Source organism: Thermostichus sp. MS-CIW-40 (assembly GCF_054058315.1).
Genome location: NZ_JBSSAC010000014.1, coordinates 42,558 through 66,062, shown reverse-complemented (window position 1 = coordinate 66,062; position 23,505 = coordinate 42,558). Strand labels below are relative to the sequence as shown.

22 protein-coding genes, 1 pseudogene and 1 riboswitch are annotated in these 23,505 nt (G+C 58.8%); of the genes and pseudogenes, 12 read left to right on the top strand and 11 right to left on the bottom strand.

Annotation, left to right across the window (positions count from 1 at the left end):
* Positions 1–170 precede the first annotated feature (170 nt).
* Both ACVWXF_RS06530 and ACVWXF_RS06525 read right to left on the bottom strand, forming a co-directional pair.
* Positions 171–899 carry an SDR family oxidoreductase gene (locus tag ACVWXF_RS06530; RefSeq protein ID WP_011433499.1) on the bottom strand — a complete coding sequence of 243 codons (729 nt, stop codon included), beginning with the start codon at positions 897–899 and terminating at the stop codon, positions 171–173.
* A gap of 84 nt (positions 900–983) precedes the next feature.
* The gene (locus ACVWXF_RS06525) at positions 984–2,237 is read right to left on the bottom strand and encodes an anion transporter (protein WP_457473964.1); all 1,254 of its coding nucleotides are present in this window, start codon (positions 2,235–2,237) and stop codon (positions 984–986) included.
* Positions 2,238–2,518: 281 nt separating this feature from the next.
* On the opposite strand from ACVWXF_RS06525, the gene thrB reads away from it, so the two are divergent.
* Complete coding sequence (gene thrB / locus ACVWXF_RS06520) at positions 2,519–3,445, top strand: homoserine kinase (protein WP_414329601.1); 927 nt, start codon at positions 2,519–2,521, stop codon at positions 3,443–3,445.
* A gap of 24 nt (positions 3,446–3,469) precedes the next feature.
* Here thrB and ACVWXF_RS06515 read toward each other — a convergent pair whose 3' ends face one another.
* Genes ACVWXF_RS06515 through eda form a run of 3 tightly spaced genes read right to left on the bottom strand, consistent with a single transcriptional unit; the run spans position 3,470 to position 5,229 of the window.
* Positions 3,470–4,015 (bottom strand): diacylglycerol kinase family protein, encoded by a 546-nt coding sequence (locus ACVWXF_RS06515; protein ID WP_457473963.1) that lies wholly within the window; start codon positions 4,013–4,015, stop codon positions 3,470–3,472.
* Complete coding sequence (ybeY, locus tag ACVWXF_RS06510) at positions 3,999–4,490, bottom strand: rRNA maturation RNase YbeY (protein WP_414417519.1); 492 nt, start codon at positions 4,488–4,490, stop codon at positions 3,999–4,001. Before ybeY ends, ACVWXF_RS06515 begins: the two co-directional genes overlap by 17 nt.
* Before the next feature lie 25 nt (positions 4,491–4,515).
* The gene (gene eda / locus ACVWXF_RS06505) at positions 4,516–5,229 is read right to left on the bottom strand and encodes a bifunctional 4-hydroxy-2-oxoglutarate aldolase/2-dehydro-3-deoxy-phosphogluconate aldolase (protein WP_457473962.1); all 714 of its coding nucleotides are present in this window, start codon (positions 5,227–5,229) and stop codon (positions 4,516–4,518) included.
* Positions 5,230–5,682: 453 nt separating this feature from the next.
* Here eda and ACVWXF_RS06500 point away from each other — a divergent pair, with 453 nt between their 5' ends.
* Positions 5,683–6,816 carry a murein hydrolase activator EnvC family protein gene (locus ACVWXF_RS06500; RefSeq protein WP_457473961.1) on the top strand — a complete coding sequence of 378 codons (1,134 nt, stop codon included), beginning with the start codon at positions 5,683–5,685 and terminating at the stop codon, positions 6,814–6,816.
* Here the strand turns inward: ACVWXF_RS06500 and ACVWXF_RS06495 are convergent.
* Entirely contained in the window at positions 6,807–7,457 is a 651-nt protein-coding gene (locus tag ACVWXF_RS06495) for an ABC transporter ATP-binding protein (protein WP_011433492.1), read from the bottom strand. The two genes, ACVWXF_RS06500 and ACVWXF_RS06495, sit on opposite strands and share 10 nt — an antisense overlap.
* 168 nt (positions 7,458–7,625) lie before the next feature.
* On the opposite strand from ACVWXF_RS06495, the gene ACVWXF_RS06490 reads away from it, so the two are divergent.
* The 5 genes from ACVWXF_RS06490 (at position 7,626) to ACVWXF_RS06470 (ending at position 12,654) form a co-directional block, all read left to right on the top strand.
* A complete protein-coding gene (locus ACVWXF_RS06490) occupies positions 7,626–7,808 on the top strand; it encodes a DUF3285 domain-containing protein (protein ID WP_414352125.1) in 183 nt (60 codons plus the stop codon).
* Positions 7,809–8,058: 250 nt separating this feature from the next.
* The gene (locus ACVWXF_RS06485) at positions 8,059–9,192 is read left to right on the top strand and encodes a histidine kinase (protein WP_457473960.1); all 1,134 of its coding nucleotides are present in this window, start codon (positions 8,059–8,061) and stop codon (positions 9,190–9,192) included.
* A gap of 574 nt (positions 9,193–9,766) precedes the next feature.
* Positions 9,767–10,867 (top strand): serine hydrolase, encoded by a 1,101-nt coding sequence (locus tag ACVWXF_RS06480; RefSeq protein ID WP_457473959.1) that lies wholly within the window; start codon positions 9,767–9,769, stop codon positions 10,865–10,867.
* 129 nt (positions 10,868–10,996) lie between these two features.
* Positions 10,997–12,403, top strand: a complete 1,407-nt coding sequence (locus tag ACVWXF_RS06475) for an NAD-dependent succinate-semialdehyde dehydrogenase (protein ID WP_457473958.1) — start codon at positions 10,997–10,999, stop codon at positions 12,401–12,403.
* Positions 12,403–12,654, top strand: a complete 252-nt coding sequence (locus ACVWXF_RS06470; protein WP_049749586.1) for an RNA-binding S4 domain-containing protein — start codon at positions 12,403–12,405, stop codon at positions 12,652–12,654. Before ACVWXF_RS06475 ends, ACVWXF_RS06470 begins: the two co-directional genes overlap by 1 nt.
* Before the next feature lie 5 nt (positions 12,655–12,659).
* Here the strand turns inward: ACVWXF_RS06470 and ACVWXF_RS06465 are convergent, their stop codons facing one another.
* From ACVWXF_RS06465 to ACVWXF_RS06450, 4 genes and pseudogenes are all read right to left on the bottom strand, one after another.
* Complete coding sequence (locus ACVWXF_RS06465; RefSeq protein ID WP_414399642.1) at positions 12,660–13,187, bottom strand: hypothetical protein; 528 nt, start codon at positions 13,185–13,187, stop codon at positions 12,660–12,662.
* Positions 13,188–13,196: 9 nt separating this feature from the next.
* The gene (locus ACVWXF_RS06460; RefSeq protein WP_457473957.1) at positions 13,197–13,583 is read right to left on the bottom strand and encodes a plastocyanin/azurin family copper-binding protein; all 387 of its coding nucleotides are present in this window, start codon (positions 13,581–13,583) and stop codon (positions 13,197–13,199) included.
* 234 nt (positions 13,584–13,817) lie between these two features.
* Positions 13,818–14,483, bottom strand: a complete 666-nt coding sequence (locus tag ACVWXF_RS06455) for a DUF4439 domain-containing protein (RefSeq protein WP_457473956.1) — start codon at positions 14,481–14,483, stop codon at positions 13,818–13,820.
* 206 nt (positions 14,484–14,689) lie between these two features.
* Positions 14,690–14,873: pseudogene (locus ACVWXF_RS06450) on the bottom strand (hypothetical protein); the annotation flags it as partial.
* A gap of 136 nt (positions 14,874–15,009) precedes the next feature.
* Between ACVWXF_RS06450 and ACVWXF_RS06445 the strand changes: the two are divergent.
* Positions 15,010–15,759, top strand: a complete 750-nt coding sequence (locus tag ACVWXF_RS06445; protein ID WP_457473955.1) for a WecB/TagA/CpsF family glycosyltransferase — start codon at positions 15,010–15,012, stop codon at positions 15,757–15,759.
* 195 nt (positions 15,760–15,954) lie between these two features.
* Positions 15,955–16,641, top strand: coding sequence for a cell division ATP-binding protein FtsE (locus tag ACVWXF_RS06440; RefSeq protein WP_011433482.1), 687 nt, complete (start codon positions 15,955–15,957; stop codon positions 16,639–16,641).
* A gap of 176 nt (positions 16,642–16,817) precedes the next feature.
* Here the strand turns inward: ACVWXF_RS06440 and metE are convergent, their stop codons facing one another.
* Positions 16,818–19,082 carry a 5-methyltetrahydropteroyltriglutamate--homocysteine S-methyltransferase gene (metE, locus tag ACVWXF_RS06435; RefSeq protein ID WP_457473954.1) on the bottom strand — a complete coding sequence of 755 codons (2,265 nt, stop codon included), beginning with the start codon at positions 19,080–19,082 and terminating at the stop codon, positions 16,818–16,820.
* A gap of 466 nt (positions 19,083–19,548) precedes the next feature.
* A riboswitch (cobalamin riboswitch) is annotated at positions 19,549–19,753 on the bottom strand.
* A gap of 248 nt (positions 19,754–20,001) precedes the next feature.
* Between metE and ACVWXF_RS06430 the strand changes: the two genes are divergently transcribed.
* Genes ACVWXF_RS06430 through ACVWXF_RS06420 form a run of 3 tightly spaced genes read left to right on the top strand, consistent with a single transcriptional unit; the run spans position 20,002 to position 23,503 of the window.
* The gene (locus ACVWXF_RS06430; protein ID WP_457466966.1) at positions 20,002–21,627 is read left to right on the top strand and encodes an ABC transporter substrate-binding protein; all 1,626 of its coding nucleotides are present in this window, start codon (positions 20,002–20,004) and stop codon (positions 21,625–21,627) included.
* Positions 21,612–22,613 carry an ABC transporter permease gene (locus ACVWXF_RS06425; RefSeq protein WP_457473953.1) on the top strand — a complete coding sequence of 334 codons (1,002 nt, stop codon included), beginning with the start codon at positions 21,612–21,614 and terminating at the stop codon, positions 22,611–22,613. The genes ACVWXF_RS06430 and ACVWXF_RS06425 overlap by 16 nt, the downstream gene beginning before the upstream one ends.
* Positions 22,610–23,503 (top strand): ABC transporter permease, encoded by an 894-nt coding sequence (locus tag ACVWXF_RS06420; protein ID WP_011429071.1) that lies wholly within the window; start codon positions 22,610–22,612, stop codon positions 23,501–23,503. The genes ACVWXF_RS06425 and ACVWXF_RS06420 overlap by 4 nt, the downstream gene beginning before the upstream one ends.
* Positions 23,504–23,505 lie beyond the last annotated feature (2 nt).

Below are 23,505 nucleotides of genomic sequence, written 5' to 3'. Positions count from 1 at the left end.
ACTCCGTCCCGCTAACGCGAATGGAAACAAACAGAATGCTATCGCTGCATAGTTGAACAGTGATGTTCAGCAGTGTTCAGCGTAAATGTATCAGAAACTCGAGCGCTTGTTTCACCAAAAGACAAGCTGCTGCCGCCTCAACCCCAGCAAAAGGACGGCAAAACACTTGGTCAAAGGAATTGGTGGCTTTCCGGCTGCAACACTATCTCGCTCGGTACAGCACCAGCGGGCGCTGTAAGGGCAAAGCAGATGGCTTCCGCAGCCGTGGCAGGGCTGAGCATCTTGTCTCGTTGCACCTTCAGGCTGATGGGATCCCAGAAGGGTGAGTCGATGCCCCCGAAGTAAAACAGCGTAAATCTGACCCCAAAGCGCTTCAGCTCATCGGCCATGCACTTGCTAAACCCGACCACCCCAAACTTGGCCGCACAGTAAGCAGAGGCCATCGCCATGGGATAACGTCCAAGGACGCCGGGAAAATTGAGGATGTGGCCGGATTTTTGCTCCCGCATGGGGTTGGCAGCCAGTTGGCTGGTGTAGAAGCTGCCCTTCAGGTTGACCGCCAGCATTCGCTCCAGGTCTGCGGGGGTTAGCTGGGGAGCAGGCTTCAGGATCCCGGCCCCGGCCAGGTTAATCAGCACGTCAATGCGCCCATGCTTTTGCACCGTTTGGTTGACCAGGGCCTCTACCTGGGCATAGTCCGTCACATCAGTGGGGATCCCCAATCCAGAGGCAGCCCCCAAAGAGGCTGATTTCTCCACCAGAGCTCGCAGGGGCTCTTCTCGCCGAGCGGCCAACACCAGATGGGATCCGGCCTGAGCCAGCATGGGCACCAGGACGCTGCCGATACCCCCTGTTGCCCCTGTGATCAAAATAACTGCCTGCGATAGCGGAGAAGACACGTTACGTTTCTTAAACTCTTTTTCCCATCATACACAGGGATCCCGACAAGCCAGTCACAGCCCCACTGGATCCCTCGACAGAGGTCATCTGAGCGATGGGGAAGACAGAAAGGGCTGGCACAGCCACAACCCACTGAACCCCAGGGTTAGGAGAGTGAGGGGCAGGCCAAAGCGCAGATGTTCTCCAAACGAGAGCACGTAGCCTTTTTTGGCCGCTGCCTCGACTGTGATCAAATTGGCCACCGCCCCAAATAGTGTCAAATTGCCTGCCAAAGTGGAGCCAGCAGCCAGCAACAGCCAAGCGGTGGTCTCCTGTCGGGGCAGGAACGATTGCAGCAACAGCACCGCCGGCACATTGGAGATGAGGTTGGACAAAACGGCCACACTACTCAGCAGGGTAAGAGGGGATCCCGCCAGACTCTCTGCCAAGGATCCCAAGCCCATCCCCCAAACAGCGACCAGCTCTCCCGTTGCCCGCGTCAGGATAAATAGCCCGGAAAACATCACCAGCAGATTCCAGTCCACCTGCTCCAAAAATCGCTCTGGCTTCAGCCTACGGGTAATCAACAACAGGGCCGCCGCCACCAAGGCCGATTCTGCCAAGGGAAGTCCGGCTACAAAGGCCACAAACAGCCCCCCCGTAATCACCACGCTCTTGCGCAACAGGGGCGGATAGAGCCGCAGCGGTAGCCAAGGCACCTGGGCAAAGGGTTTCAACGAGCGCACCTCAGGGTAGTACAACCACAGCAACCCCACTTCCAGCAGCAGCCCCACCACGGCAATGGGGGTCATCTGGGCAGCAAACTCCAGGTAGCCGATCCCAGAGAAGGAGCCGATCAGGATATTCTGCGGGTTGCCGCTCAGGGTGGCGACGGATCCCAGGTTGGTGGCTGCCGCCAAGCCCAGCAGATAGGGAATCGGGTTTAACCCCAGCACCGTTGTGACCTGCAAAGTCAGGGGAGTAAACACCAGCGCCAGCGTGTCGTTGAGCAGGAAAGCCGAGAGCAGCCCGCTGCCGAACACCAGCATGATCAACAGACCAAAGGGGCTGCGGCTCACCCGAATCAAGCCCAGCAAAGCCAACTGAAAAGCCCCCCCATAGGACAAGCTGGCATTTACCACCATCATGCTCAGGAGAAACACAATCGTGGTCGGGTCAATGGCTTCCCAAGCCTGCCGTAGCGACAAGGTCCCCAAGCCAATCAACAGGGCGGATCCCACCAGGGCGATGGTGGCCCGGTTCATACGCAACCTAGGCAGGGATCCCAGTCCCAACCCGACATAGCTCAAACCCAACACCAACCAAGACAGCCCCTGCACCCCCGATCCCTCCCGCACTTCTTTCAGGATCCCTGATGGGTTCAGCCAATGGCAAAGGCTGGAGTTGAAACAGGCCCAACATTCCCGATACTCAATAAGTCACAAATAAGTCACAAGAACCAATCATGGTCAGAAACCTTTCGGGATAGTCCAAAAGCTCCGCTGGATCAGCGCGTTTGCCTCGGCGAGCTGCAGACCGAGCAGAGGTGGCGAGAATATCCAAGGTCTGGCCATCGTTCGTAGGATAATGGGAGCCCGCAGACATTGAGTTACCCACCGTTCACTGAGGAGTTGTCCCCTTGGTCAAAGAACGCGTAGAGGTCATCGTCCCGGCCACCACCGCCAACTTGGGGCCAGGGTTCGACTGCATCGGTGCAGCCCTAGAGCTCTACAATCACTTCCATTTTCGCGAGATCCCTTCCGGCCTCAGCATCCACTACCGTGGCAGCGACCACATCAGCCAAAGCAAGGACAACCTGGTGTACCGGGCTTTTTGCCGCGCCTTTGAGTTGCTGAGTAAGCCTGTGCCGGGGGTAGAAATCGAAATTACCCTCAACGTGCCCCTGGCGCGGGGGTTGGGCAGTTCTGCCACCGCCATTGTCGGCGGCTTACTGGGGGCCAATGCCATTGGAGCACTCAACTTAGCTCCCGAAACCCTTCTACAACTGGCTATTGCCTTGGAGGGCCACCCAGACAATGTGGTGCCCGCCCTGCAGGGCAGTTGTCAGCTTTGTGTGCAGGGACAGCAGGGGCAATGGGTGTTTTGTCCCGTGGAGTGGCATGAGAGCATTGGCATCCTGGCCGTAGTGCCCAACTTTAAGCTTTCCACCCAAGCGGCCCGCGAGATCCTGCCCAAATCCGTCAGCTTGGCGGATGCGGTTTTTTCCAGCAGCCATCTGGGCCTGCTCATTCGCAGCTTGCAGTCGGGGCGGGTGGACTGGCTGAAGGTGGCTCTGCAGGATCGGCTGCACCAGCCGGCGCGTATGGAGCTGATCACCGGGTTCAAAACGGTTCAAGCTGCAGCCATGGCTGCCGGAGCCTATGGGGTGGTGATCAGCGGAGCCGGCCCCACTCTTCTGGCCCTCTGTGCTCCCGAGAATCGGGAACGGGTGGGATCCGCGATGGTCAGCGCTTGGGCGCAGTTGGATATTGAAGCGGAGGCCAAACTGCTCAACCTGGACCGGCAGGGAGGACGGGTGGTGATCCACTCCCAGCCATCTGGATAGGAAACTTCCTGTCCAATCGGGGAGCTACCCTGCTGCCGGGAAGCCATCTTGCAGCAGCAACACCAAAGGCGGAAGAAATAGCCAAGCCGCCACCATCAAGGATGCCGCTGCCGCCATCAACACGGCTGCTGCCGCGCAATCTTTGGCGATCTCGGCCAAGAGGTGATACTTGCTGCCCAGGGTGAGATCCACCACCGCTTCCAGAGCGGTATTCACCAGCTCCAGCGCCATCACCAAGCCGCTGGTCAGGCTGATCAGGGCCATTTCCACAGCGCTCAGCCGCAGGCCCAGCCCAAGGCCAAAGGCCATCACCGCCATCACCATGTGAATGCGGAAGTTGCGCTGAGTGCAGATGGCATAGACCAAGCCCTTGCCCGCGTAGTAAAAACTTTTGCCCAGGTTGTCAGCCACTTGCCAAGAGGGGGGGCGTCGCCAGGGATCCCTTCCCAAAGGCTCGGCACTGGCTGCCCGATCCGCCTCAGATGGCTGCGCTGGGTCTCTGGAATGGACGCGCCGCCGGAACACCGCCAGGCGAGAACGCTCCGGCAACCGACTAGGGCTGTTGGCCATGGGCCACCTCCCCATCCAGTTGGATGGCGGCAAGCAACTGTCGCTGTTGCTGCAACATGCGCTGTAGGGACAGTTCATCCGGGTGATCCCACCCCAGCAGATGGAGCAACCCGTGGCTGGCCAACCAGGCCAACTCTTGCGAAAGACGATGCCCCTGCGCCTTGGCTTGTGCGCGGGCGGTGGGCACCGAAATCACAATATCCCCCAGCAGGCGTACCCCCGTTACGTCTTGGATCTCAAAGGGGGCAAACATCTCCTGCGCGGCAAAGGCCAACACATCGGTGGGCTCGTCGAGATGGCGAAACTCGCGGTTGAGCTGGCGGATGTGTTCATCGGAAGTGAGGCAAAGGCTGAGCTCGCATGGCTCCTGGACTCCCAGCTCTTTCAGCCAGATCTCGAACCAATGACGCCAAGTGGCTTCTTCAACCGGGCTGGGGATGTTGAATTGCAGATAGAGATCTAGAGATCCATCCATGCGGGCCTCACTCACACCACGCCCCTTATTCTACTGGTTTGCCCGGATTGGGCCAGGTTTTGCTTCTCTGCTCCGCAAGCTGCTGCAGCACCTGTCGCAGTCGATTCTCCAGCTCATGGCAGCCCGAATGCAAATCCTCTGGCGGGAACAGATCTCCGGCAACGCCGACCGCCCAGGCCCCTGCTTGCAGGTATTCCGCTGCCTTGGCCAAGGTGACTCCCCCGGTGGGGATCAACGGCAGGGATCCCAGCACCGATTGTAGATGGCGCAGGTAGCGGGATCCCCCCATGCTCTCCACCGGAAACACCTTCACTGCCGTTGCCCCCGCCTGCCACGCCCTCCAGATCTCGCCGGGGGTGAGGGCACCGGGCACGATGGGCAGCCCCACCTCCCGACCCCAGCGGATAACTTGCTCATCGGTTAAGGGGCAAACGCAAAACTGGGCTCCTGCCTGCCAAGCCTGCTCCGCCACCTGCCGATCGAGAACAGTGCCCACCCCTATCCAACACTGCGGGTGGTCTTGCCGCAGTTGGGCAATCAGCTCCAGATATTGGGGAACTTGCGTGGTGATTTCAATGTGGCGGATCCCGGCCCGGATGGCCAGCATGGATCCCTCGAGAGCTTGGGCTGGGCTGGCCCAGAGGCGGATCACGGCAATCAGCGGCTGCTGCCACAGATGGAGTAGCCAGGGGTGCTGTGACCCTTTCCCGAAACCGCACTCAAAATCCTCGAATACCATCTGTGGGGAAATACCCTCTCATCGGTTTCTCATCTTTGCCAGATGTTGAGGTCGCTGTCGCTCGCCGGTGGGTTGGGCTGCCCACCATCAGACCCATGAGATCCAAAGGTTAGTACGAGCCTAACAGCGGTGTGGTTATTTCAAACAGGTTTGAGACAGTTCCCGGTTGCCCCTCGCCCCTAACCCTTCTTTCCCTGGGAGAGGAAAGTCAAAACAAAGAAACGAATAGTTTCACTGCTCCTGAGAGTGACGCCGCTGTGTCGCCAGGGTCTTTTTCTTATGTCCTGTCGCTTCTTTCTATTTCTTGTCAAGCAGCCATAACCGGCAATAGCCAGCTCAGGCTCGATCAGATCCGTGGGGATCTTTGTATCCTTAGGGTCGATGGGTCGGTTGCAGAGGGTGTGAGGAGTGACGAGTCTGAGTCGTGGGGCACGCAGACTGAAAGTGTGGGTGATGCTTGGATTGCTCACCCTCTTGCTGTTGGGGGGACTGGGGGGGGTTGCCCCGTCTCAGGCGCAGAATGTCAACCAATTGCAACAGCGGCAGCAGCAGATCCAGCAACAAATCCAGAGCACTCAGCGCCGCCTGGGAGAACTGCGCCAGGCAGAAGAAGAGGCCCGCCGCCGCATGGGATCCCTGCAGCAAAACATTCGACAGACCGAATCCAGCCTTCGCGACAATCAGTATCGTCTGGAACAAGCCCAGAAAGCCCTGGAGCAAGCTCAAAAGGAGCTACAGGAGCTGGAAGACCGCCTGAGACGGCAGCAACAGGGCACGGCGGCCCGTTTGCGCTACATGCAGCGGCAGGGGGCTGAACATTGGTGGGCTTTGCTGCTCACCAGCCGTGACTTAAACGAGTTTTTTGACCGCCGCCACCAACTGCAACTGTTGATCGAGGCGGATCGGCAGTTGATCCAAGAGCTGCAAGCAATGGCCAAAGAGGTGGATCAACAGCGCATTGCCCTGGAGATGCAGCGCAACGAGATCTCTTTGATTTTGCAGGAGCTGGCCGCCCAGAAGAACCAACTGCAGCAGCAGGCGGTCGCCCAAGAGCAGCTGTTGAGCCGCTTGGCCAACGAACGCGCGGCCTATGAAGCAGCCCAACGGCGGCTGGAAGCCGATTCCCAACAGTTGACTCTCCTCATCCAGCAACTGATCGCCCAGCAGGCCCAACAGCAGGGGGGCAGGGATCCCGTTCAAGGGACAGGCCGATTCATTGCTCCGGTGCGCGGGCCGATCACCAGCGGCTTTGGCTGGCGGGTTCACCCCCTCTACCGCAGTCGCCGCTTTCATGCGGGGATCGATTTTGGTGTGCCCACCGGCACTGCGGTGAGAGCCTCCGACCGGGGCACCGTCATCTACGCCGGTTGGTACGGCGGCTACGGCTATACGGTGATTGTGAATCACGGCGGCGGCATCACCACCCTGTACGCCCACAACAGCCGCGTTGCCGTTGGGGTAGGCCAGCAGGTACAGCGGGGGCAAGTTGTTGCTGCTTCCGGCTCCACCGGCCTCTCCACCGGGCCCCATGTTCACTTTGAAGTGCGCGTCAACGGCCAACCGGTCGATCCCCGCCGCTACCTGTGAAGCAAAGCCTCCGTCGGCAACAGCTTCAGGGATCCCGCCTGCAATGTCCACCGCACATCGGCAATGGAGGACAGCTCCTCCGGGTCGTGGGAAACCACCAACACCGTCCAGGTGGACTTTAGCCGAGCCAACAGCTCGATCAACTGCCGTCGCACCGACCAATCCAATCCTGCCGTCGGCTCATCCAGCAACAGCAAAAACGGGCCACGGATCAACTGGACGGCCAGGGCCAAGCGCCGCTGTTGCCCGCCGCTGAGGCGGTTTGGGGAGGTATGTAGAGGGATCCCTTCCAATCCCACCTGTCTGAGGGCGTTTTCGATCTCTTTTCTCTGTAGCTCTGGATAACCAAAGCGCATTTCCTCCAGCACCGTCAAGCCGCAAAAGTGGCGCTCTGGAAACTGAAACACCAACCCCGCCATGCTGCGCAAGCGGTTGGGGGAAAGTTCTGCCCCTCCCCAGGTAATCCGTCCTTGGGTGGGCCGCGCCAAGCCAGCCAAAATCTCCAGCAGGGTGCTCTTGCCCGCCCCACTTTTGCCCACGATCAGCCCCAACTGGTTCAGGCCCAACTCAAAGGAAAGATCGTTGAGAATGGGCTGGGAAACGCCTGCCGGATGGTAGGAAAGATGCTGAACTTGCAACATGGGGGGCAAAAGAGGGGGATGCTGTCGTTATTTTGGCACCGGAAGATCCCCGCGCGACAGCTATGGCCCTTCTTCAGCGGGAAGGTCGAAGCTTGGGAAACACCTCTATCCGGAGGAGCAGATTAAGCTAGCCTGAAGGTAGGGTAAATTATCGCTCTGGTTATCCTGATGGCGCAGCCTTCTTCTGCAGATTCTCCTTCGGTTGGGGCGGGATCCCCCCCCCAGCTGAGTTACACCCGCCTGGCCATGCGCAACATGGTGCGCAAAGGCAAGACTTCCCTGCTTCACTTCACCCTGACAGCGGTGGGGTTGGTGGCCCTGCTGGTGGGGCTGGCCTACCTGTTTCACTAAGTTCTGTTAAGTTCCGTGGGCGGGTTCTGGCCATACTCTCCTGCGGCTGTTCCTCGGCCGGGAAAGATACACGCTGAGGGGTCTTTCTTGTTACACTCCATGTCCCTTTTTAAGCTTTTCCCAAGGTTAGTGTTAGGAAGGAACAAGCAGCAATGGCTCCTACGGTTAGACCTACGGTCCGCTTCCGCGAACGAGCGCACGGCAATCCCGGCTGCTGAAACGCCAACCTTTGGCTTTTGGATTTTGGCCTATGCAAACTTCGCCAGACCTCACCTCCGCTCGTTCTGTCATTCGCCTGCTGCTGTTCGCCAAGAGTCGAGCTGTTGTTGCCGAGCTTGAGGAGCATCTGCGCCAGCACATCCAGGGGTTGCCCGGCCAATACCCTGCTCAACTGGAAGTGGTGCCGCTGGAGGAGCACCCCTACCTGGCGGAGCATTACAAGCTGGTGGTGACCCCGGCTCTGGTCAAGGCTGAGCCCTTGCCCGCTCAAGTTTTGGCGGGCGCAGACTTGGCGACGCAGTTGGAAGTGTGGTGGCCTCGTTGGCAAGGCCAAGCGGCTTTGGCCGCCCATCAAGAAGGAGCAGGACGGGATCCCGCCTCCCCTCCGACCACCGAGGCGCTGTTGCAAATGTCGGAAGAGGTGTTTTTGCTGCGGCAGGAGCGGGCCCAATTGCGGGAGCAGTTGGACTTCAAAGATCGCGTTCTGGCCATGCTGGTGCATGACTTGCGCAGTCCCCTGACGGCCACGGCTCTGGCGGTCGAAACCCTGCAGCAGGGGCGCGAGGGATCCCTGGACAAAGCCCTGGAGCGGCAGTTGTTCGATCACGCCCGCCAGCAACTGCGCAAGATGGACAGCATGATCACCGATATCCTGGAGTCGGCCCGCGGCGCTGCCTCGGAGCTGAGAATTCGAGCCGTAGAAACCCAGTTGCCCACTCTGTGTCAGTCGGTGATCGAGGAGCTGTGGCCGCGCATTCAAGGCAAGCGGCTGCAGTTTCAAGCGGATATTCCCGTGGATCTGCCCTCTGTTCACGTGGATCCCGACAAGATCCGCCAAGTTCTGTTCAACCTGCTGGACAACGCCATCAAGTACACCCCTGCCGAGGGATCCATCCGCCTCGATGTCCTCCATCGCACCAGCCAAAAGGTGCAGGTGACCGTCAGCGATACTGGCCCTGGGATCCCGGAAGCCGACCAAGAGAGCATCTTCTCCGATTCTGTCCGTCTGTCCCGGGATCAACAGCAGGAGGGCTATGGCATCGGCCTTTCCCTCTGCCGACGGATCGTGCGCGCTCACTACGGCCAGATTTGGGTGGAGTCTTCCTTGGGCAAAGGCAGCAGCTTTCATTTCACTTTGCCCGTGTATCGGCTCTGCAAGCGCTAGCCGGGAGCTGGCTCCCCATGGGTGTGAGCCCCCTCAGAGAGAACAGATCTGACGGTTTTCCTGGACTTGGCAAAAGCGCTCCGCGCCGCTTCCGCGACTATTCCCAGCCCCTCTTCCAGAGGGAAAGGGGGGTCACGGATCAACCTAAGTTTTTAAAACGACTCCGAGTGGATGCTCTGGCAACAGGGACTCATCCTGCCTTTGGCGGGGTTGTTGCTAGGCTTCGTGTCGCGAGGACGGTTTGATGGGCGTTTTGCAATCTAGGTCAGGGCAGGTTGGCCAATTTGTGGGTTTAATGTGGGTTTAATTAAGCCAAGCTCACCGGAGTGGAGTCGGTGAAACTGCCAGCAGTGTCTGTCAGAAGTATGGTGTTAAGGCAATCGTTCTTATGACCAGAGCAAGGGAGAGGAAAGGCACCGATCCATCCGCGCTAGCGGGCCGTAGGCCTTTGCCAGAGAAGTCGCGGGATCCCCGCCGCCCTCCACAACCTGCCAAGAACGCCGTCCCGCCTCCAGAGGGGTCAAAGCTGCGAACGGGATCTGGTCGCCTGCTTCCTGCCCCCAGGGGATCCCTATTGGTTTCCCCTCCTCAACCGCTGCGTCTTGCTCGCCAGAAAGCCATTGCTCGTCTGCGCCAACGGGCTGCCCAGCCCCGCCGCTTGAGACGTTCTCCATCTCTCGGGCAAGTGTTGCTCAGGGGACTGAGCTTAAGTCTCATCCTGGGCCTGACGATGGCGGGCCTCTCGCAACTGCTGCAATCGACCACCGCTGGCCGGACAGAACAGTCCACGACGCAGCTTGGGGATCCTCCCCCGTCGGCATTCCCGAGTAACATTCTGCGGGGAGAAGCGATCCCGGCTTTGCAGGAGCGCTTGGCCGCTTTGGCCGACCAACCGGGCTTGACGGCAGGGGCTCTGTTCTGGGAGGTGGAAACTGGCGCCTTTGCCGGGGTTAGGCCGGATCAGGCTTTTCCTGCCGCCAGTGTGATTAAGATCCCCATTCTCTTGGCTTTTTTCCAGGCTGTGGAAACCGGGCAGGTGCGGCTGGATGAGAGGCTCACCCTGCGGGAAGATCTCAAGGGAGGGGGGGCAGGCGTGCTGCAAACCCGCCCGCTGGGATCCCAGGTTTCTGCTTTGGAAGCGGCCACCCTGATGATCACCCTCAGCGACAACTTTGCCACCAATCTGATCATCGATCGCCTGGGTGGGCAGGAGGCTCTCAACCAAAAGTTTCGCCAGTGGGGGCTACAACACACGCAAATTTCATGGTGGCTACCGGATCTGGAGGGCACCAACACCAGCAGCCCGCGCGACATGGTTTGGCTGCTCAGCCAGGTGGAACAGGGGCGCATGCTCAGCCGCCGCAGCCGCGACCGTTTTCTGGACATTCTCTGGCGCACCCAACGGCCCTCCTATTTCCGGCCCAACTTGGGTCAAGAGGTGCGCATTGCCCACAAAACGGGAACCTTGAGCTCCGTGGTGGGGGATGCCGGGATCCTGGATTTGCCCAACGGGCGGCGCTATGTGGCGGCGGTGTGGGTGAAGCGAGAAACCCCCAACGACCCCAGAGCTGAAGAGCTGATCGCCAGCCTGTCGCAAGCAGCCTACGAGTTCTGGTCTGCTCCTGGATCCGCCCCGCCATCCCGAACAGACACCACCGGCAGCCCGCAACCCTGAGTCCCCCACTCCACAAATCTTTCCATATTGCTACGCAACGCTTACGCGAACGCAGTAGCAGTGCGGAGCACTATTCCAGGCAGAGCGCAAATGCCAGAGTGGAGAAACAGGCGTTGAGGGAAAACGATATTGCTACGCAACGCTTACGCGAAGGGGCACCTGGTCAGCATCAACCCCGCCACCGGAGAGGAATTGGCTCGCTACCCCGTTTTCGACGCTGGGCAGATCCAAAGCTGTATCGCCCAAGCCCACGAGCGGTTTCAGAGCTATCGTCGGATCCCGTTTGCTCAACGATCCGCCTGGCTGAAGCGGGTGGCAGGGATCCTGGAGGAGCGCAAAGCGGAGTTTGGCCGCCTAATCAGCCTGGAGATGGGCAAAACCTTGGCCTCTGCCGTTGCGGAAGTGGAAAAATCCGCTTGGGTTTGTCGCTACTATGCCGAGGAGGCAGAGGGATTCTTGGCCGAGCGCTCCATATTGCTACGCAACGCTTACGCGAACGCCAGCGATGCCAGCCGCAGCGGGATCCGCTACCAGCCGCTGGGGGTGATTTTGGCGGTGATGCCCTGGAACTTTCCCTTTTGGCAGGTGTTTCGCTGTGCCGCCCCAGCCCTGATGGCGGGCAACACCCTCTTGCTGAAACATGCTTCCAACGTGCCCCAATCGGCTTTGACCCTGGAGCGGATCTTTCAGGAGGCGGGATTTCCGCCAGGGGTCTTTCAAACCCTGCTGATCACAGCAGCCCAGGTGGCAGAGGTGGTGGCGGATGAACGGGTGCGGGGGGCCGCCCTCACCGGGAGCGAAGCCGCCGGCTCCAGCCTGGCCCGTTTGGCCGGTCAATATCTGAAAAAAACGGTGTTGGAACTGGGAGGGAGCGATCCCTTCATCGTGCTGCCCAGCGCCGATCTGGAGGCAGCAGTCGCCACAGCGGTCACGGCCCGTCTGATCAACAACGGCCAATCCTGCATTGCCGCCAAACGATTTATCCTACACAGGGCTATCGCCGAACCTTTCACGGCTGCCATGACGGAGCGATTTCGCCAGCTCAAGGTGGGGGATCCCTTGGATCCGCAAACCGATGTGGGGCCTCTGGCTACTGCCAGCATTCTGCAAGAGGTGGATGGACAGGTGCAGGCTTTGGTGCAGGCGGGGGCCAAAGTTCACATCGGTGGCTCCCCCTGGGGAGGGAATTTTTACCCGCCCACGATCCTGAGCGACATCCCCCCGGATCATCCGGTGGCCCACCAGGAGGTGTTCGGGCCGGTGGCGCTGCTGTTCACCGTCCCGGATGTGTCGGCAGCCATTGAGCTGGCCAACAACACGCCCTTTGGCCTGGGTGCCAGCGCCTGGACAACCGATCCAGAGGAACAAGAGCGCCTGCTGGAGGAGCTGGAGGCGGGATCCGTATTCATCAATGGCATGGTCAAGTCCGACCCGCGCCTTCCCTTCGGTGGCATCAAACGCTCAGGGTATGGACGGGAACTGAGTCGGGAAGGGATCCTGGAATTTGTAAATGTCAAAACCATTTGGGTGAAGTGATGGCGGAGACTCCTCAAAGGGATCCCCAGCCGGCGACGGATCCCGTGATCAAGCTGGATCAGTTCCTCAAGCTGGCGGGGGTTGCTCCCACCGGTGGGCAGGCCAAGCAGCTCATCCAAGCGGGGCAAGTGCGGGTGAATGGCGAGGTGGAAACCCGGCGGGGACGCAAGCTGCGCTCAGGAGATGAGGTGGCCGTGGGAGGTGGAGTTTGGCGAGTGCGCCTGGATAAGACCCCAAAGTCAGATCAGTGAACGGGTCAGTGCAACCGGATCAAAAGAAGCATGGCCAAGGCCCCGATTCCCCCTGCCACCGCAAACTGCCATTCCAGCCCCCACAGCAGGCAGGCAACTCCGGCCAGGATCTGGATCCCACCGGTGATCCAGTAGGGGAGGCGCGGCGGATCCACCAAGCCGTTGAGCCAGTGGCCCAGCCCCATTTGCCACAGCCAAAACACCCCCAGGTATGGGCTCAAAGCTGCCAAAGGGGTACGCCCGACAAAGGGCAGCACCGAGAGGATCATGCCCTGGGCGATCACCAACGTCCACACCAAACCCACAAAGTAGAGGTGGGCCAGTCCGGCTGTTCGAAACTCCGGCAAGCTAGTCTGCCGCACCATGTAGCCCAACCCAATCAGGGAAATCACCAGCCACAGCCAGTTGATGTTGGCCTCTTGGTGAAACTGGGTGGCAGCAAACCCAATCCCCAAAAGGACGGCCCAAACCAGGTACACCCGCCGACAAATGTTCCAGAAGGGAAGAGGGGATCCCAGGGGTTCCATTTGCATGGCCTTCACCTAATCGACGACGACAATGCGGCCCACCATGCTGGGGTGGATATCGCAGAAATAGTCCTGGATGCCGGCCACTTCGAAAGCCACTGCTTTGCTCTCGTTGCGCCTCAGCCGTCCCGTTCCTTGGAATTGCGCTCCCTCTATGGGAGTAGCCGTGTGGGGGGTGGAATCCAGGTTGGTGAAGGTCACCTTGCCGCCCCGCTTGAGGATGATCTCCGGGGGCAGGTATTGAAACCCGCGAATGATCACCTCTGCTGCCGCCGTTGCCTCGACAGGATCTCGCCCCGCAACAGAGCTGGCTTGTCGCCACCGATCCACAGCCAAGATAGCCCCCACATTGAGCAGGGATCCCAGTCCACTGAGCAACAGCAACCGCCGCGTCATCGGCATAGGGCTTTCTCCACACAGGTTAGGAAGCGAAAAAAAGCTGAGGCGTTCAGAAGAAGGCGATTGCGACAGCGGTGTGGAACACCTTGACCTCCAAAGAACCTCCAAAGATCTCCAAACCCCAAGATCCTACAGAGGACGTTGGAAGGCTTTGGAGATCAGCGCCGGTGGGGGTTCTACACCTTGCTGTCGCCGGGGGTTGGCGGCTTTAGCTGGAAGTCATCGCCGGCAGGGGCTTTACACCTTCAGGATCCAGCGCTCCCGAGTCTCGGCGCTGACAAAGGGGGCAGGCACCACCAGAATGCTGGGATCAAGGCTGTGGAACACGGCCCGGATTGCAGTGGCATGGGCAACTTCGTTGGGGCCAATGGTGCTGGCAGCAGCCACCAGGTCTTTGTTGGAAAGCTGGGTAAACGCGTCGTTGTAAGCCAAGGCTGCATCAAACTCCAGAGCCAGGGCCAGCTTGGCAATGTTGGCATCGGAGTCGAGATTGCCTTCTTTGTTGTCGATGTAGGTGGAAAGGTCGTAGCTATCCCGGGCCCGAGAGGGGATCCCCCCCAGTTGCCGCACGGCGCCCGCCAGCAGATCCCGGTGCTGTTCGTGATCCTTCAGGTTCTTGGTGGCCACTTCCAACACGATCTTGCCCACCTCAGTATTGCTCAACTTGCCGGCAGCGGTTTTGTAGGCCCAGATTGCCTGCTGTTCCAAGTCAATGGCCGCGTTGAGGATGGCGATGTCGGCAGTGTTGGACTGGGCGGCACCGGGCAGGGTGCGCAATCCAATTGCTCCACCTACGCCCGCCAGCAAACCAGCCAACAACAAGCTGCGGCGGGAGGTTGCAGGGCTGGGATCCCATTCGGCGGCCAATTGAGGCAGAGCGAAGGGAGTCTTCGAAGTTTTCATCTCAAGTCTCCTGTCTCGAAAGATGGCAACCAACCTTCAGGGGCTTGCTCTGGGTCGGGCAATTCCCTCTGGCCTGGTCTGATGGAGATACGCTGTGGATGCCGCCGCGGATGCCTGAGGGAAGAGATTTTCGTGGTCAAATAGCCATGAAATGCCTCCTCGAACTGATACATTTACGCTGAACACTGCTGAACATCACTGTTCAACTATGCAGCGATAGCATTCTGTTTGTTTCCAACCAGAATGGCGGTATCCCGCAAAGCTTTGAGTAGAATACCCAAAGCGCAGTTTCCGTGTCGTCTTACTACCAATTTTCTGCTTTGCTTTGGCTACCATGTTGGCAGACTCGAAAGTAAACAGAAAGATCAACTGGTAGTAATCCGTACTGAACATATTATACATTATTTTCAGTATAGTTGAGCTTATTATTGACTAGAGTCATGCTCCCCTCTCCCTCTGGGAGAAGGTCCGGGCTATCTTAAAAGCGTGTCCAACGGCTCCAGTGGGGGCCAGCATTCGGTCGGTAGTGTCGTTATCCATCCATGCGATTCTGGGCGTGAACTTACACATTGCTCTGCCGGAGGCCAGCCTACAGAGCTACGCCACCTGGATTGAGGCGCGTATCCGGGAGGGGCAGGGCGCTCAAGTGGTCACCTGCAACCCGGAAATGATCATGCAGGCGCAGCGGGATCTGGCCTTTGCCCAGGTGCTGCAAGCAGCAGAGCTGGTGATCCCCGACGGCATTGGGGTGGTGTGGGCCCTGCGGCGGCAGGGGATCCGCGTCCAGCGGGTGCCGGGGATCGAGCTGGCAGAAACCCTGATCCCGTTGGCGGCAGAACGGGGGTGGCGCTTGGCCCTGGTGGGGGGAAGGCCGGAAGTCAACCGGGCAGCAATTCGATATTGGCAAGCCCAGTGTCCTGCTTTGGCCCTCTGGGGCTACCACGGCTACTTCTCTAGCGAGGAAGAAAAAGAGCTTCTGCAAGCTCTCCAGGAATTTCGACCGCAACTGGTGTGGGTGGGGCTGGGATCCCCGCGGCAGGAGCTGTGGATCCAAAAGTGGCGTCCCCTTTTGCCCCAAGCCATCTGGATGGGGGTGGGGGGCAGCTTGGACATTTGGGCCGGCCAAAAACGGCGAGCGCCCCGTTGGTGGCGTGACCATCACCTGGAATGGTTGTATCGTCTCTATCAGGAACCCTGGCGCTGGCGACGCATGTTAGCTCTGCCCAGCTTTGTCTGGCGAGTGCTGTGGGATCCCCCTTCTCGTTTGCGCTCCTAGTCTGCCGGCGCTCCCTCGTTCTTCTCTCTGTAGGCGCTTGCCATGATGATCGGTCAGCACATCGGCTATCCTCCTCGCTTACACCGTTGGGCCGGTACGGCTCCGACTCCTCATCTCCCTGCCCCGGCCAATCCAGAGGCCACCCTGGGCTTTTACAGCAGCACCCAATCCGGATCCCTGGAAACCCCGGCCAGCATGGTGTCCTTGCGGGGCGTGAGCAAAGTCTTTCCCAACGGCAACTTAATTTTTCAGGATGTGAACTTGGAGGTGCGCCGCGGCGAGTTTGTGTTCGTAACTGGGGTCTCCGGGGCGGGCAAGTCCACCCTGCTGCGGCTACTCTACGGGGCGGAACAGGCCACCGAGGGCACGGTCATCGTCGATCAAGTCTGTCTCTTTTCTTCTGAAGGGCGGCGGCGACCCTACCGCATCCCACCGCGTCCGCTGGCCATGTTGCGGCGGCGCTTGGGGGTGGTTTTCCAAGATTATCGCCTTCTGGCCAACCGCACCCTGGCAGAAAATGTGGCCTTCGTGCTGCGCGCCCAAGGGCTGTCCCCCGCAGAAATCCGCCGTCGCATCGGGCCGACCCTAAAGATGGTGGGGCTGACCGAAAAGCGAGATCACTTTCCCCATGAGCTTTCGGGGGGGGAACAGCAGCGCCTTAGCCTGGCCCGGGCCATTGTCAACATGCCGGTGCTGCTGCTGGCGGACGAGCCAACAGGAAACCTAGATCCGGAAAACTCGCTCTTGGTTCTCCAGATTTTGGAGCGGCTCAATTCCTTTGGGGTGACCGTCATCATGACCAGCCATGACCCCTATCTGGTGGAGCGGGCCGGCCACCGGGTGGTGCGCATGGAGGGAGGGCGCCTGTATGATCTGCGCTGAGGGCTGCCGGGATCCCTACTTTGCTCTTCACAAGCTTTTTGAGATCCCGGAGAGCAGCTTTGCCGGTTGCATCAGCAGACCGTAGGCCCTAAGCCAGCCGCATCAGCACAACAGCGGCACCGCCCGCGGCGACTTGTCAAGCCAGCCCGACCAGTTACATCAGCGGGTCGTGGGCCTTACTCGCGCAGACCCTCAGGTTGGGTTTCCAGAAGCTCCTCCCCTAGCTGATGAGCGGCAGCCACCATATTTTTCAGTGCGGGGATCACCTCCTCCCAGCGGCGGGTCTTGAGGCCACAATCGGGATTAACCCAAGTTTGCTCCACAGGCAAGTGGGCCAGTCCTGTGCGCAGCTGCTGCAGGATTTGCTCAACGCTCGGCACCGCAGGGCTGTGGACATCGTAAACGCCGTTGCCCACCTGGTGACGATACCCAGCCTGGGCAATTTGCAGCAGGGTTTTGTTGTTGCTGCGGCTGTTTTCAATGGAAAGCACGTCGGCATCCAGCCGCTCAATGTGCTCGATGATGTCCCCAAACTCTGAGTAGCACATGTGGGTGTGAATCTGGGTTTCCGGCTTGGCCCCGCCGGTAGCTAGGCGAAAGGCATCCACTGCCCAGCTGAGGTATTCTGGCCAGCGTTCTTTTTTCAGAGGTAGCCCCTCCCGCAGTGCCGGCTCATCCACTTGCACCATCACCGCTCCAGCCGCTTCCAGATCTGCCACTTCGGCTCTCAAGGCCAGGGCAATCTGCAAAGCCTGCTCCCGCCGGGGAATATCAACACGGGGAAAGGACCAGTTGAGCATAGTCACTGGCCCCGTGAGCATGCCTTTCACCGGCTTTTGGGTGTGGGACTGGGCTACTTGGAATTCCCGCACTGTCATGGGTTGGGGGCGAACCACGTCGCCGTAGAGAATGGGAGGGCGCACGCAGCGGCTGCCGTAACTCTGCACCCAGCCGTGTTCAGTGAAGGCAAAGCCTTCCAGCTTCTGGGCAAAGTACTCCACCATGTCGGTGCGCTCAAATTCCCCATGCACCAACACATCCAGGCCAATCTCTTCTTGAATGCGGATGCACTTGGCAATCTCAGCGTCAATGGCTGCTTCGTACTCCGCCTGCGAAACCTCCCCTCTTTTGTACTTAGCTCGCCACTGCCGCACCTCTGGAGTTTGGGGGAAGGAGCCAATGGTGGTGGTGGGCAAAGGTGGTAGCTGAACCTGCCGACTTAGGCGCTGCTCGTAGGGCAGGAATCGCTCGAAGTCCTGGGGCTTGAGGTTGGCCAAAGCCTGGCGCACTTGGGGGTTGGGGGGGCTAAACTGCGCAAAGCTCTGCCATTGCTGCTGGATTTCCGCCTGCTGGGCAGCAGTGTCTTCGCCGTTGAGGGCTCGCGCCAGGAGAGCTACTTCGGCCAGCTTCTGTTCGGCAAAGCTGAGGACATTTCTGAGGGGTTCCGGCAACTGGGCTTCCAGAGCAGCGTCGTGGGGCACAAATTGCAACGAAGCGGAAGGCTGCACCCGTAGGTTGGGAGCTACCCCCTGCAGCTCCCGCAGGCTGGCCAAGACGGTCTCAGGCTGAACCTTCCAGACATTCCGAGCGTCCACTACGCCAGCACCTAGGATCCGGTCAGCCGGAAAGCCATAGGTTCTTACCAGATCCAGGGTGTGGCCACGGGTAAAGTCAAGGCTAATGCCGGCCACCGGCAGTTGCACCACCCAGGGGTAAGTCTCCCCCAGGTCATCGAAGTAGGTGACCAAGTGGACAGGGATCCCGGCGGTTGCCAACTGGCGGTAGCTCATTTCCACAGCTTCCCGCAGGCCACTTCCCTGGCTGGTAACCAAAATGGGATCGTGAATCTGGACTTCTGGGATCCCCAGCTGTTTTAACTCCTGGAGGAGATCCCGGTACAGAGGAAGGAGCTTTTCCAAGTCCGCCCGCAGATCCCCAGATCGCTGGCTAAGGCAGAGCAAAGTCACTGGACTGAGGACAACGGGGCTGGTGCGCTCCCCTAGGATCCCTTGGGCCCGCCGAACTCTTTCCAAAAAATCCCCAAAGTTAGGACTGGGATCGGCTTCCGGCTCAATTTCGGGTACCAAGTAGTGGTAGTTGGTGTCAAACCACTTGGTCATTTCCAAAGCCGGCAGGCCCTCCCGCCCCCGCGCCATGGCAAAGTAGCGGTCTAAACCCGACAGATCTCGGAACCGAGAGGGGATCAGCCCCAGCCAGGTGGCCCAGTCCAGTACATGGTCGTAGAGAGTCTGATCCCCTACCGCAATGTGATCAATCCCAGCTTGTAGCTGAGTCTGCCAGGCTTGAGTCTCCAAATCCCAAAAGGTAGCCAGCAGAGCCTCTGACCCTAGGGCACCACTCCAAAAGCCTTCCAAAGCTTTTTTGAGCTCGCGGCGCTTGCCCATGCGGGCATACCCCAATGTCATGGTTTGTGCAGTCATGTTGTGTGCCATCCCAAATACTGAGTTTTCTAATTTTCCTGCGTTCAATTCGCCCTCAACTGGGATCCCGCCCGCCAAGGAAGAAACCGGCTGTTCCTCTCTTGCCTCTGGAACCCCAACAAAACACTGCCTTTTGCGCAAAAAAGATACTCAACGCAGCCAGCGATCGCAGTGGCTACTTGCCAGCCACCAATTGAAGTCAGGAAGCCTGACATCTCACTCTTTCCTTCGCGTAGGCGGGCTGTAGATCTTGATAGATCTTGATAGATCTTGGTGCAACAGCACCCAAAATTTACTCTCTCCCGGCCAACTGGCTCAGAGTCTTGCTTGGGTTCTTGGACTTATTTCTACTGCTGAGGAGTACCGAAAGCTTGTGGGAGCAACGCCGGGAAAATGCTCAGGATAACGAAAGCAGAAACGAGCTAAAGCCAAGACAGTTACCATCTGTACCTCGCAGATGTTGTGAAGTTTAGAAAAACCATCGGCGGGCATTCTGACTGACACGGTTTTGGGGGACAAGACCTGGATCGGCAGCGAATGACTCTAGAGATTTGCTGCAGGACTTCTCCTAAACCGGATCACAGCTGCGGGACAGCGGCAGATTCTCACTGCTCTTTCCCCGTTTCCTCTGGCGGCTGATCCCCGTCAGAACCGATAGCTGAGCTACATCGTATCACGGAGTTCAGAGACGGGAGTAGAGTGCTTCAATCATCACCAAGCCAGCAGCCTTTGGAGCTACCAGACCTCACCTTTCACCCAGCGGTCTTGCAGGAAGTCATCGGAATCCTCTAAGCATCCTCCCCCCCTGCATTGCTCTCAAGATAAGGCAGTGGTAGCTTAGCTGCCATAAGTCTTGTCCAGGAGGCAAGGGGGTTTGCTCCTTTTTGCTTTGCTGAAAAAGCGACAGATCGGGGTTTCTATGGCATCAAGCTTAAAAGTAACTGTGTGGTCTGTGGGCCTCTTCTTGCTGAGCCAGATGTGGGCTGGATGCGCTCAGAATGCTGCTGAGCGGACAGCTTTCGATCCAAAGCTAGCAGGATCCAGCGATCAAATCGTGCTGGCCATTGGAGGGGAAAGGGAAGAAGGATTTGATCCCACCCTGGGCTGGGGACGTTACGGTTCGCCTTTGTTCCAAAGCACTCTGCTGCGGCGGGACGAGAACCTTGAGATTGTAAACGACCTGGCGACTGGCTACACTGTCAGCCAAGATGGCCTAACCTGGACGGTAACCCTACGAAAGGATGCAGTCTTCTCCGATGGAAAACCTGTCACAGCAGCGGACGTGGCTTACACCTTTAACCAAGCAGCTCGGAGTGGTGGTCTGGTCGACCTAACCGCCCTAAAGGAAGCAGTAGCTATCGACACTCATACGGTGGAGCTGCGGCTGCAAAAACCCCAAAGTACTTTTGTCAACCGCCTCATCACCTTGGGTATCGTGCCTCAACATGCCCACGGGCCTGATTATGCTCGCAAACCCATTGGCTCTGGCCCCTACCGACTGGTGCAGTGGGATGAGGGGCAACAACTGATTGTGGAGGCAAATCCCTTATATTACGGCCAGACTCCTGGCATTCGGCGGCTGGTTTTCCTTTTCCTGGAGGAGGATGCAGCCTTTGCAGCAGCCCGAGCCGGACAGGTACACGTGGTTAGCGTGCCTCAGTCTTTGGCTAAGCAAACTGTTAAGGGCATGAAGCTTCACGCCATTCCCAGTGTGGATAACCGAGGGCTGATGTTCCCCTTTCCCCCTAAAACCGGTGCGACAACCCCAAAGGGATACCCCATCGGCAACGATGTGACTTCTGACTTGGCGATTCGCAAGGCGGTCAACTTCGCCATTGACCGACAGGCGCTGGTGGATGGAGTCCTAGAAGGCTACGGATCCCCTGCCTATGGCCCAGTCAGCGGTTTGCCCTGGGAAGAGCCGACCGCCAAGATTGAGGACAACAATCCAGACCTGGCCCGTCAGATTCTAGCTGAGGGAGGCTGGAGCGATAAAGATGGGGATGGGGTAGTGGAAAAAAACGGGCTGCGGGCTGAGTTCACCGTGCTCTACCCGGCCAACGACAGTATTCGCCAAGCCCTGGCCCTAGCTGTTGCAGAAATGCTGCGGCCTGTGGGCATCCGAGTCAATGTCGAGGGCAAAAGTTGGGATGACATCACTCCGCTCATGCACAGCAACGTGGTGCTGTTTGGCTGGGGCAGCCATGACCCAACTGAGGTGTACAACCTCTACCACAGCAAAGCGGCCCAGGGGGGATTTTTCAATGCCGGCTACTATGCCAACCCGTTTGTGGATCGAATGCTGGATCTGGCTATGGAGGCCCCCTCTGAAGCTGAAGCTATCCCCTTCTGGCGGGCAGCCCAGTGGGATGGAAAGCAAGGCTTTACTGCCAAAGGAGATGCAGCCTGGGCTTGGTTGGTAAACCTGGATCATACCTACTTTGTCCACGAGTGCTTGGATATAGGCCAGCCGCAGGTACAGCCTCATGGCCATGGTTGGCCAATCACAGCCAACATCACCCGTTGGAAATGGACGTGCAACTGAGGTCAGTTCTGCTGTTTCTGGCTTATAAGCTGACTCGGCTGGGGTTGCTGCTGGCGGCTGTGGCAGTCCTGACGTTTGCCCTGCTCAGCTTCTCCCCTGTTGATCCCGTACAAGCCTATGTAGGGGCCGACATGCTGCAGATCAGCCCAGCCCAACGAGACCTGATTGCCCAGCGTTGGGGGCTGGATCAGCCCATGCTGCTTCGCTTTGGGAACTGGCTTGGGCAGATGGTTCAAGGCAACTGGGGCACCTCAATGGTGTTCAATCAGCCAGTGGTGCAGGTCATTCAACAGCGGTTTGAGCTATCGCTGCCCTTACTGGCAATTGCCTGGCTGCTTTCCGGTTTCCTGGGAGTGGGGTTGGGGGTTTTGGCCGCAGCGTTTCAGGGCACTTGGGTTGACCGCGGTATTCGTCTTTACGCCTACACCCTCGCCTCTTCTCCCCCTTTCTGGGTGGCGCTGCTACTCTTGATCGCGTTTTCGGTAGAGCTGGGTCTAACACCTATCTGTTGCGCCGCGCCACCTGGCGCGTTGGCGGAGGAGGTGACTTTTTGGCAGCGCTTACACCACTTGCTCTTGCCTGCTTTCACCCTAACTTTCATCGGCGTTGCCAACATCACCTTGCACACTCGTCAGAAGCTCATTGACGTGTTGCACAGCAACTATGTGCTGTTTGCTCGTGCCCAGGGGGAAAGCCTGGCTGGGATCCTGTGGTACCACGGCTTGCGGAATATCTTGCTGCCTGCGCTGACGCTGCAATTTGCCTCCTTTGGGGAACTGTTTGGTGGCTCAGTGTTAGTGGAACAGGTGTTTGCTTATCCAGGACTGGGACAAGCAACGGTACAGGCAGCTTTGCGCAGTGATGTGCCTCTGTTGGTGGGCATTGTGTTTTTCAGCGCCTTGTTTGTCTATGCCGGCAATACCCTAGCTGACCTGTCCTACCAGATTGTCAATCCACGCATTCGCCTTGGCGGGAGGATAGGATGATCCCTTTTGCATCGCCTCGTGTTGCTGCTGCTGATGCCGATGGGGGGATGAAATTCTCAGAGTCCTCTGTCAAAGGAGAGCGCAGGCGGCAGACTCTGTGGGCAATTGGACTGTGTGCTTTTTTTTTGGTGTCTATCCTCTGCAGCGCTGGGCTTATCGGCGATACCGGACTGAGCCCGAACCTAACTCAGCGGAATCAGCCTCCTTCCCTGGCCCATCCCTTCGGCACCGACTGGCTGGGGCGGGATATGCTGGCCCGATCCTTGCACGGGATGTCCCTTAGTCTGTGGGTAGGCATGCTGGCTGCCGCCGTCAGCGTGGTGATCGCCGCTGTTTTGGGTTTGGTGGGTGGCACGGTGGGAGGCTGGGTGGATGCCTCGATCTGCTGGATGATTGACCTATGTTTCAGCCTGCCTCACCTGGTGGTGCAGATCCTTATAGCTTTTGCTGTCGGCGGCGGAGTTCGGGGAGTCATTGTTGCCGTTGCCCTCACCCACTGGCCCAGCCTAGCGCGCCTGGTGCGGGCCGAGGTGTTACAGGTCAGCAGTTCTGACTATGTCCAGAGTTCTTACCGACTGGGCCGCTCTTCCCTCTGGGTTGCCCGCTACCATATGATGCCTCACATTTTGCCCCAGCTCCTAGTGGGACTTATTCTGCTGTTTCCCCACGCCATTTTGCACGAAGCAGCCCTCTCATTCATTGGGGTAGGTATTTCGCCGCACCTACCGGCCATCGGCATTATTCTGGCCGAATCCATGCGCCACCTCTCCACCGGCTACTGGTGGCTGGGGGTTATGCCTGGACTGCTGCTGCTGCTGTCGGTCAAGGCTTTTGACTGGCTGGGAGAAAACCTGCAGGCCCTTCTCAATCCGCGTACGGCTCAGGAGTAGGG

Bases quoted from the DNA above. Each gene is read 5' to 3' on its own strand.
- ACVWXF_RS06515 (WP_457473963.1), bottom strand. From the start codon at position 4,015: ATGGCCAACAGCCCTAGTCGGTTGCCGGAGCGTTCTCGCCTGGCGGTG.
- ybeY (WP_414417519.1), bottom strand. From the start codon at position 4,490: ATGGATGGATCTCTAGATCTCTATCTGCAATTCAACATCCCCAGCCCG.
- eda (WP_457473962.1), bottom strand. From the start codon at position 5,229: ATGGTATTCGAGGATTTTGAGTGCGGTTTCGGGAAAGGGTCACAGCAC.
- ACVWXF_RS06500 (WP_457473961.1), top strand. From the start codon at position 5,683: ATGCTTGGATTGCTCACCCTCTTGCTGTTGGGGGGACTGGGGGGGGTT.
- ACVWXF_RS06495 (WP_011433492.1), bottom strand. From the start codon at position 7,457: ATGTTGCAAGTTCAGCATCTTTCCTACCATCCGGCAGGCGTTTCCCAG.
- ACVWXF_RS06490 (WP_414352125.1), top strand. From the start codon at position 7,626: ATGGCGCAGCCTTCTTCTGCAGATTCTCCTTCGGTTGGGGCGGGATCC.
- ACVWXF_RS06485 (WP_457473960.1), top strand. From the start codon at position 8,059: ATGCAAACTTCGCCAGACCTCACCTCCGCTCGTTCTGTCATTCGCCTG.
- ACVWXF_RS06470 (WP_049749586.1), top strand. From the start codon at position 12,403: ATGGCGGAGACTCCTCAAAGGGATCCCCAGCCGGCGACGGATCCCGTG.
- ACVWXF_RS06465 (WP_414399642.1), bottom strand. From the start codon at position 13,187: ATGCAAATGGAACCCCTGGGATCCCCTCTTCCCTTCTGGAACATTTGT.
- ACVWXF_RS06460 (WP_457473957.1), bottom strand. From the start codon at position 13,583: ATGCCGATGACGCGGCGGTTGCTGTTGCTCAGTGGACTGGGATCCCTG.
- ACVWXF_RS06455 (WP_457473956.1), bottom strand. From the start codon at position 14,483: ATGAAAACTTCGAAGACTCCCTTCGCTCTGCCTCAATTGGCCGCCGAA.
- ACVWXF_RS06440 (WP_011433482.1), top strand. From the start codon at position 15,955: ATGGTGTCCTTGCGGGGCGTGAGCAAAGTCTTTCCCAACGGCAACTTA.
- metE (WP_457473954.1), bottom strand. From the start codon at position 19,082: ATGACTGCACAAACCATGACATTGGGGTATGCCCGCATGGGCAAGCGC.
- ACVWXF_RS06430 (WP_457466966.1), top strand. From the start codon at position 20,002: ATGGCATCAAGCTTAAAAGTAACTGTGTGGTCTGTGGGCCTCTTCTTG.
- ACVWXF_RS06425 (WP_457473953.1), top strand. From the start codon at position 21,612: ATGGACGTGCAACTGAGGTCAGTTCTGCTGTTTCTGGCTTATAAGCTG.
- ACVWXF_RS06420 (WP_011429071.1), top strand. From the start codon at position 22,610: ATGATCCCTTTTGCATCGCCTCGTGTTGCTGCTGCTGATGCCGATGGG.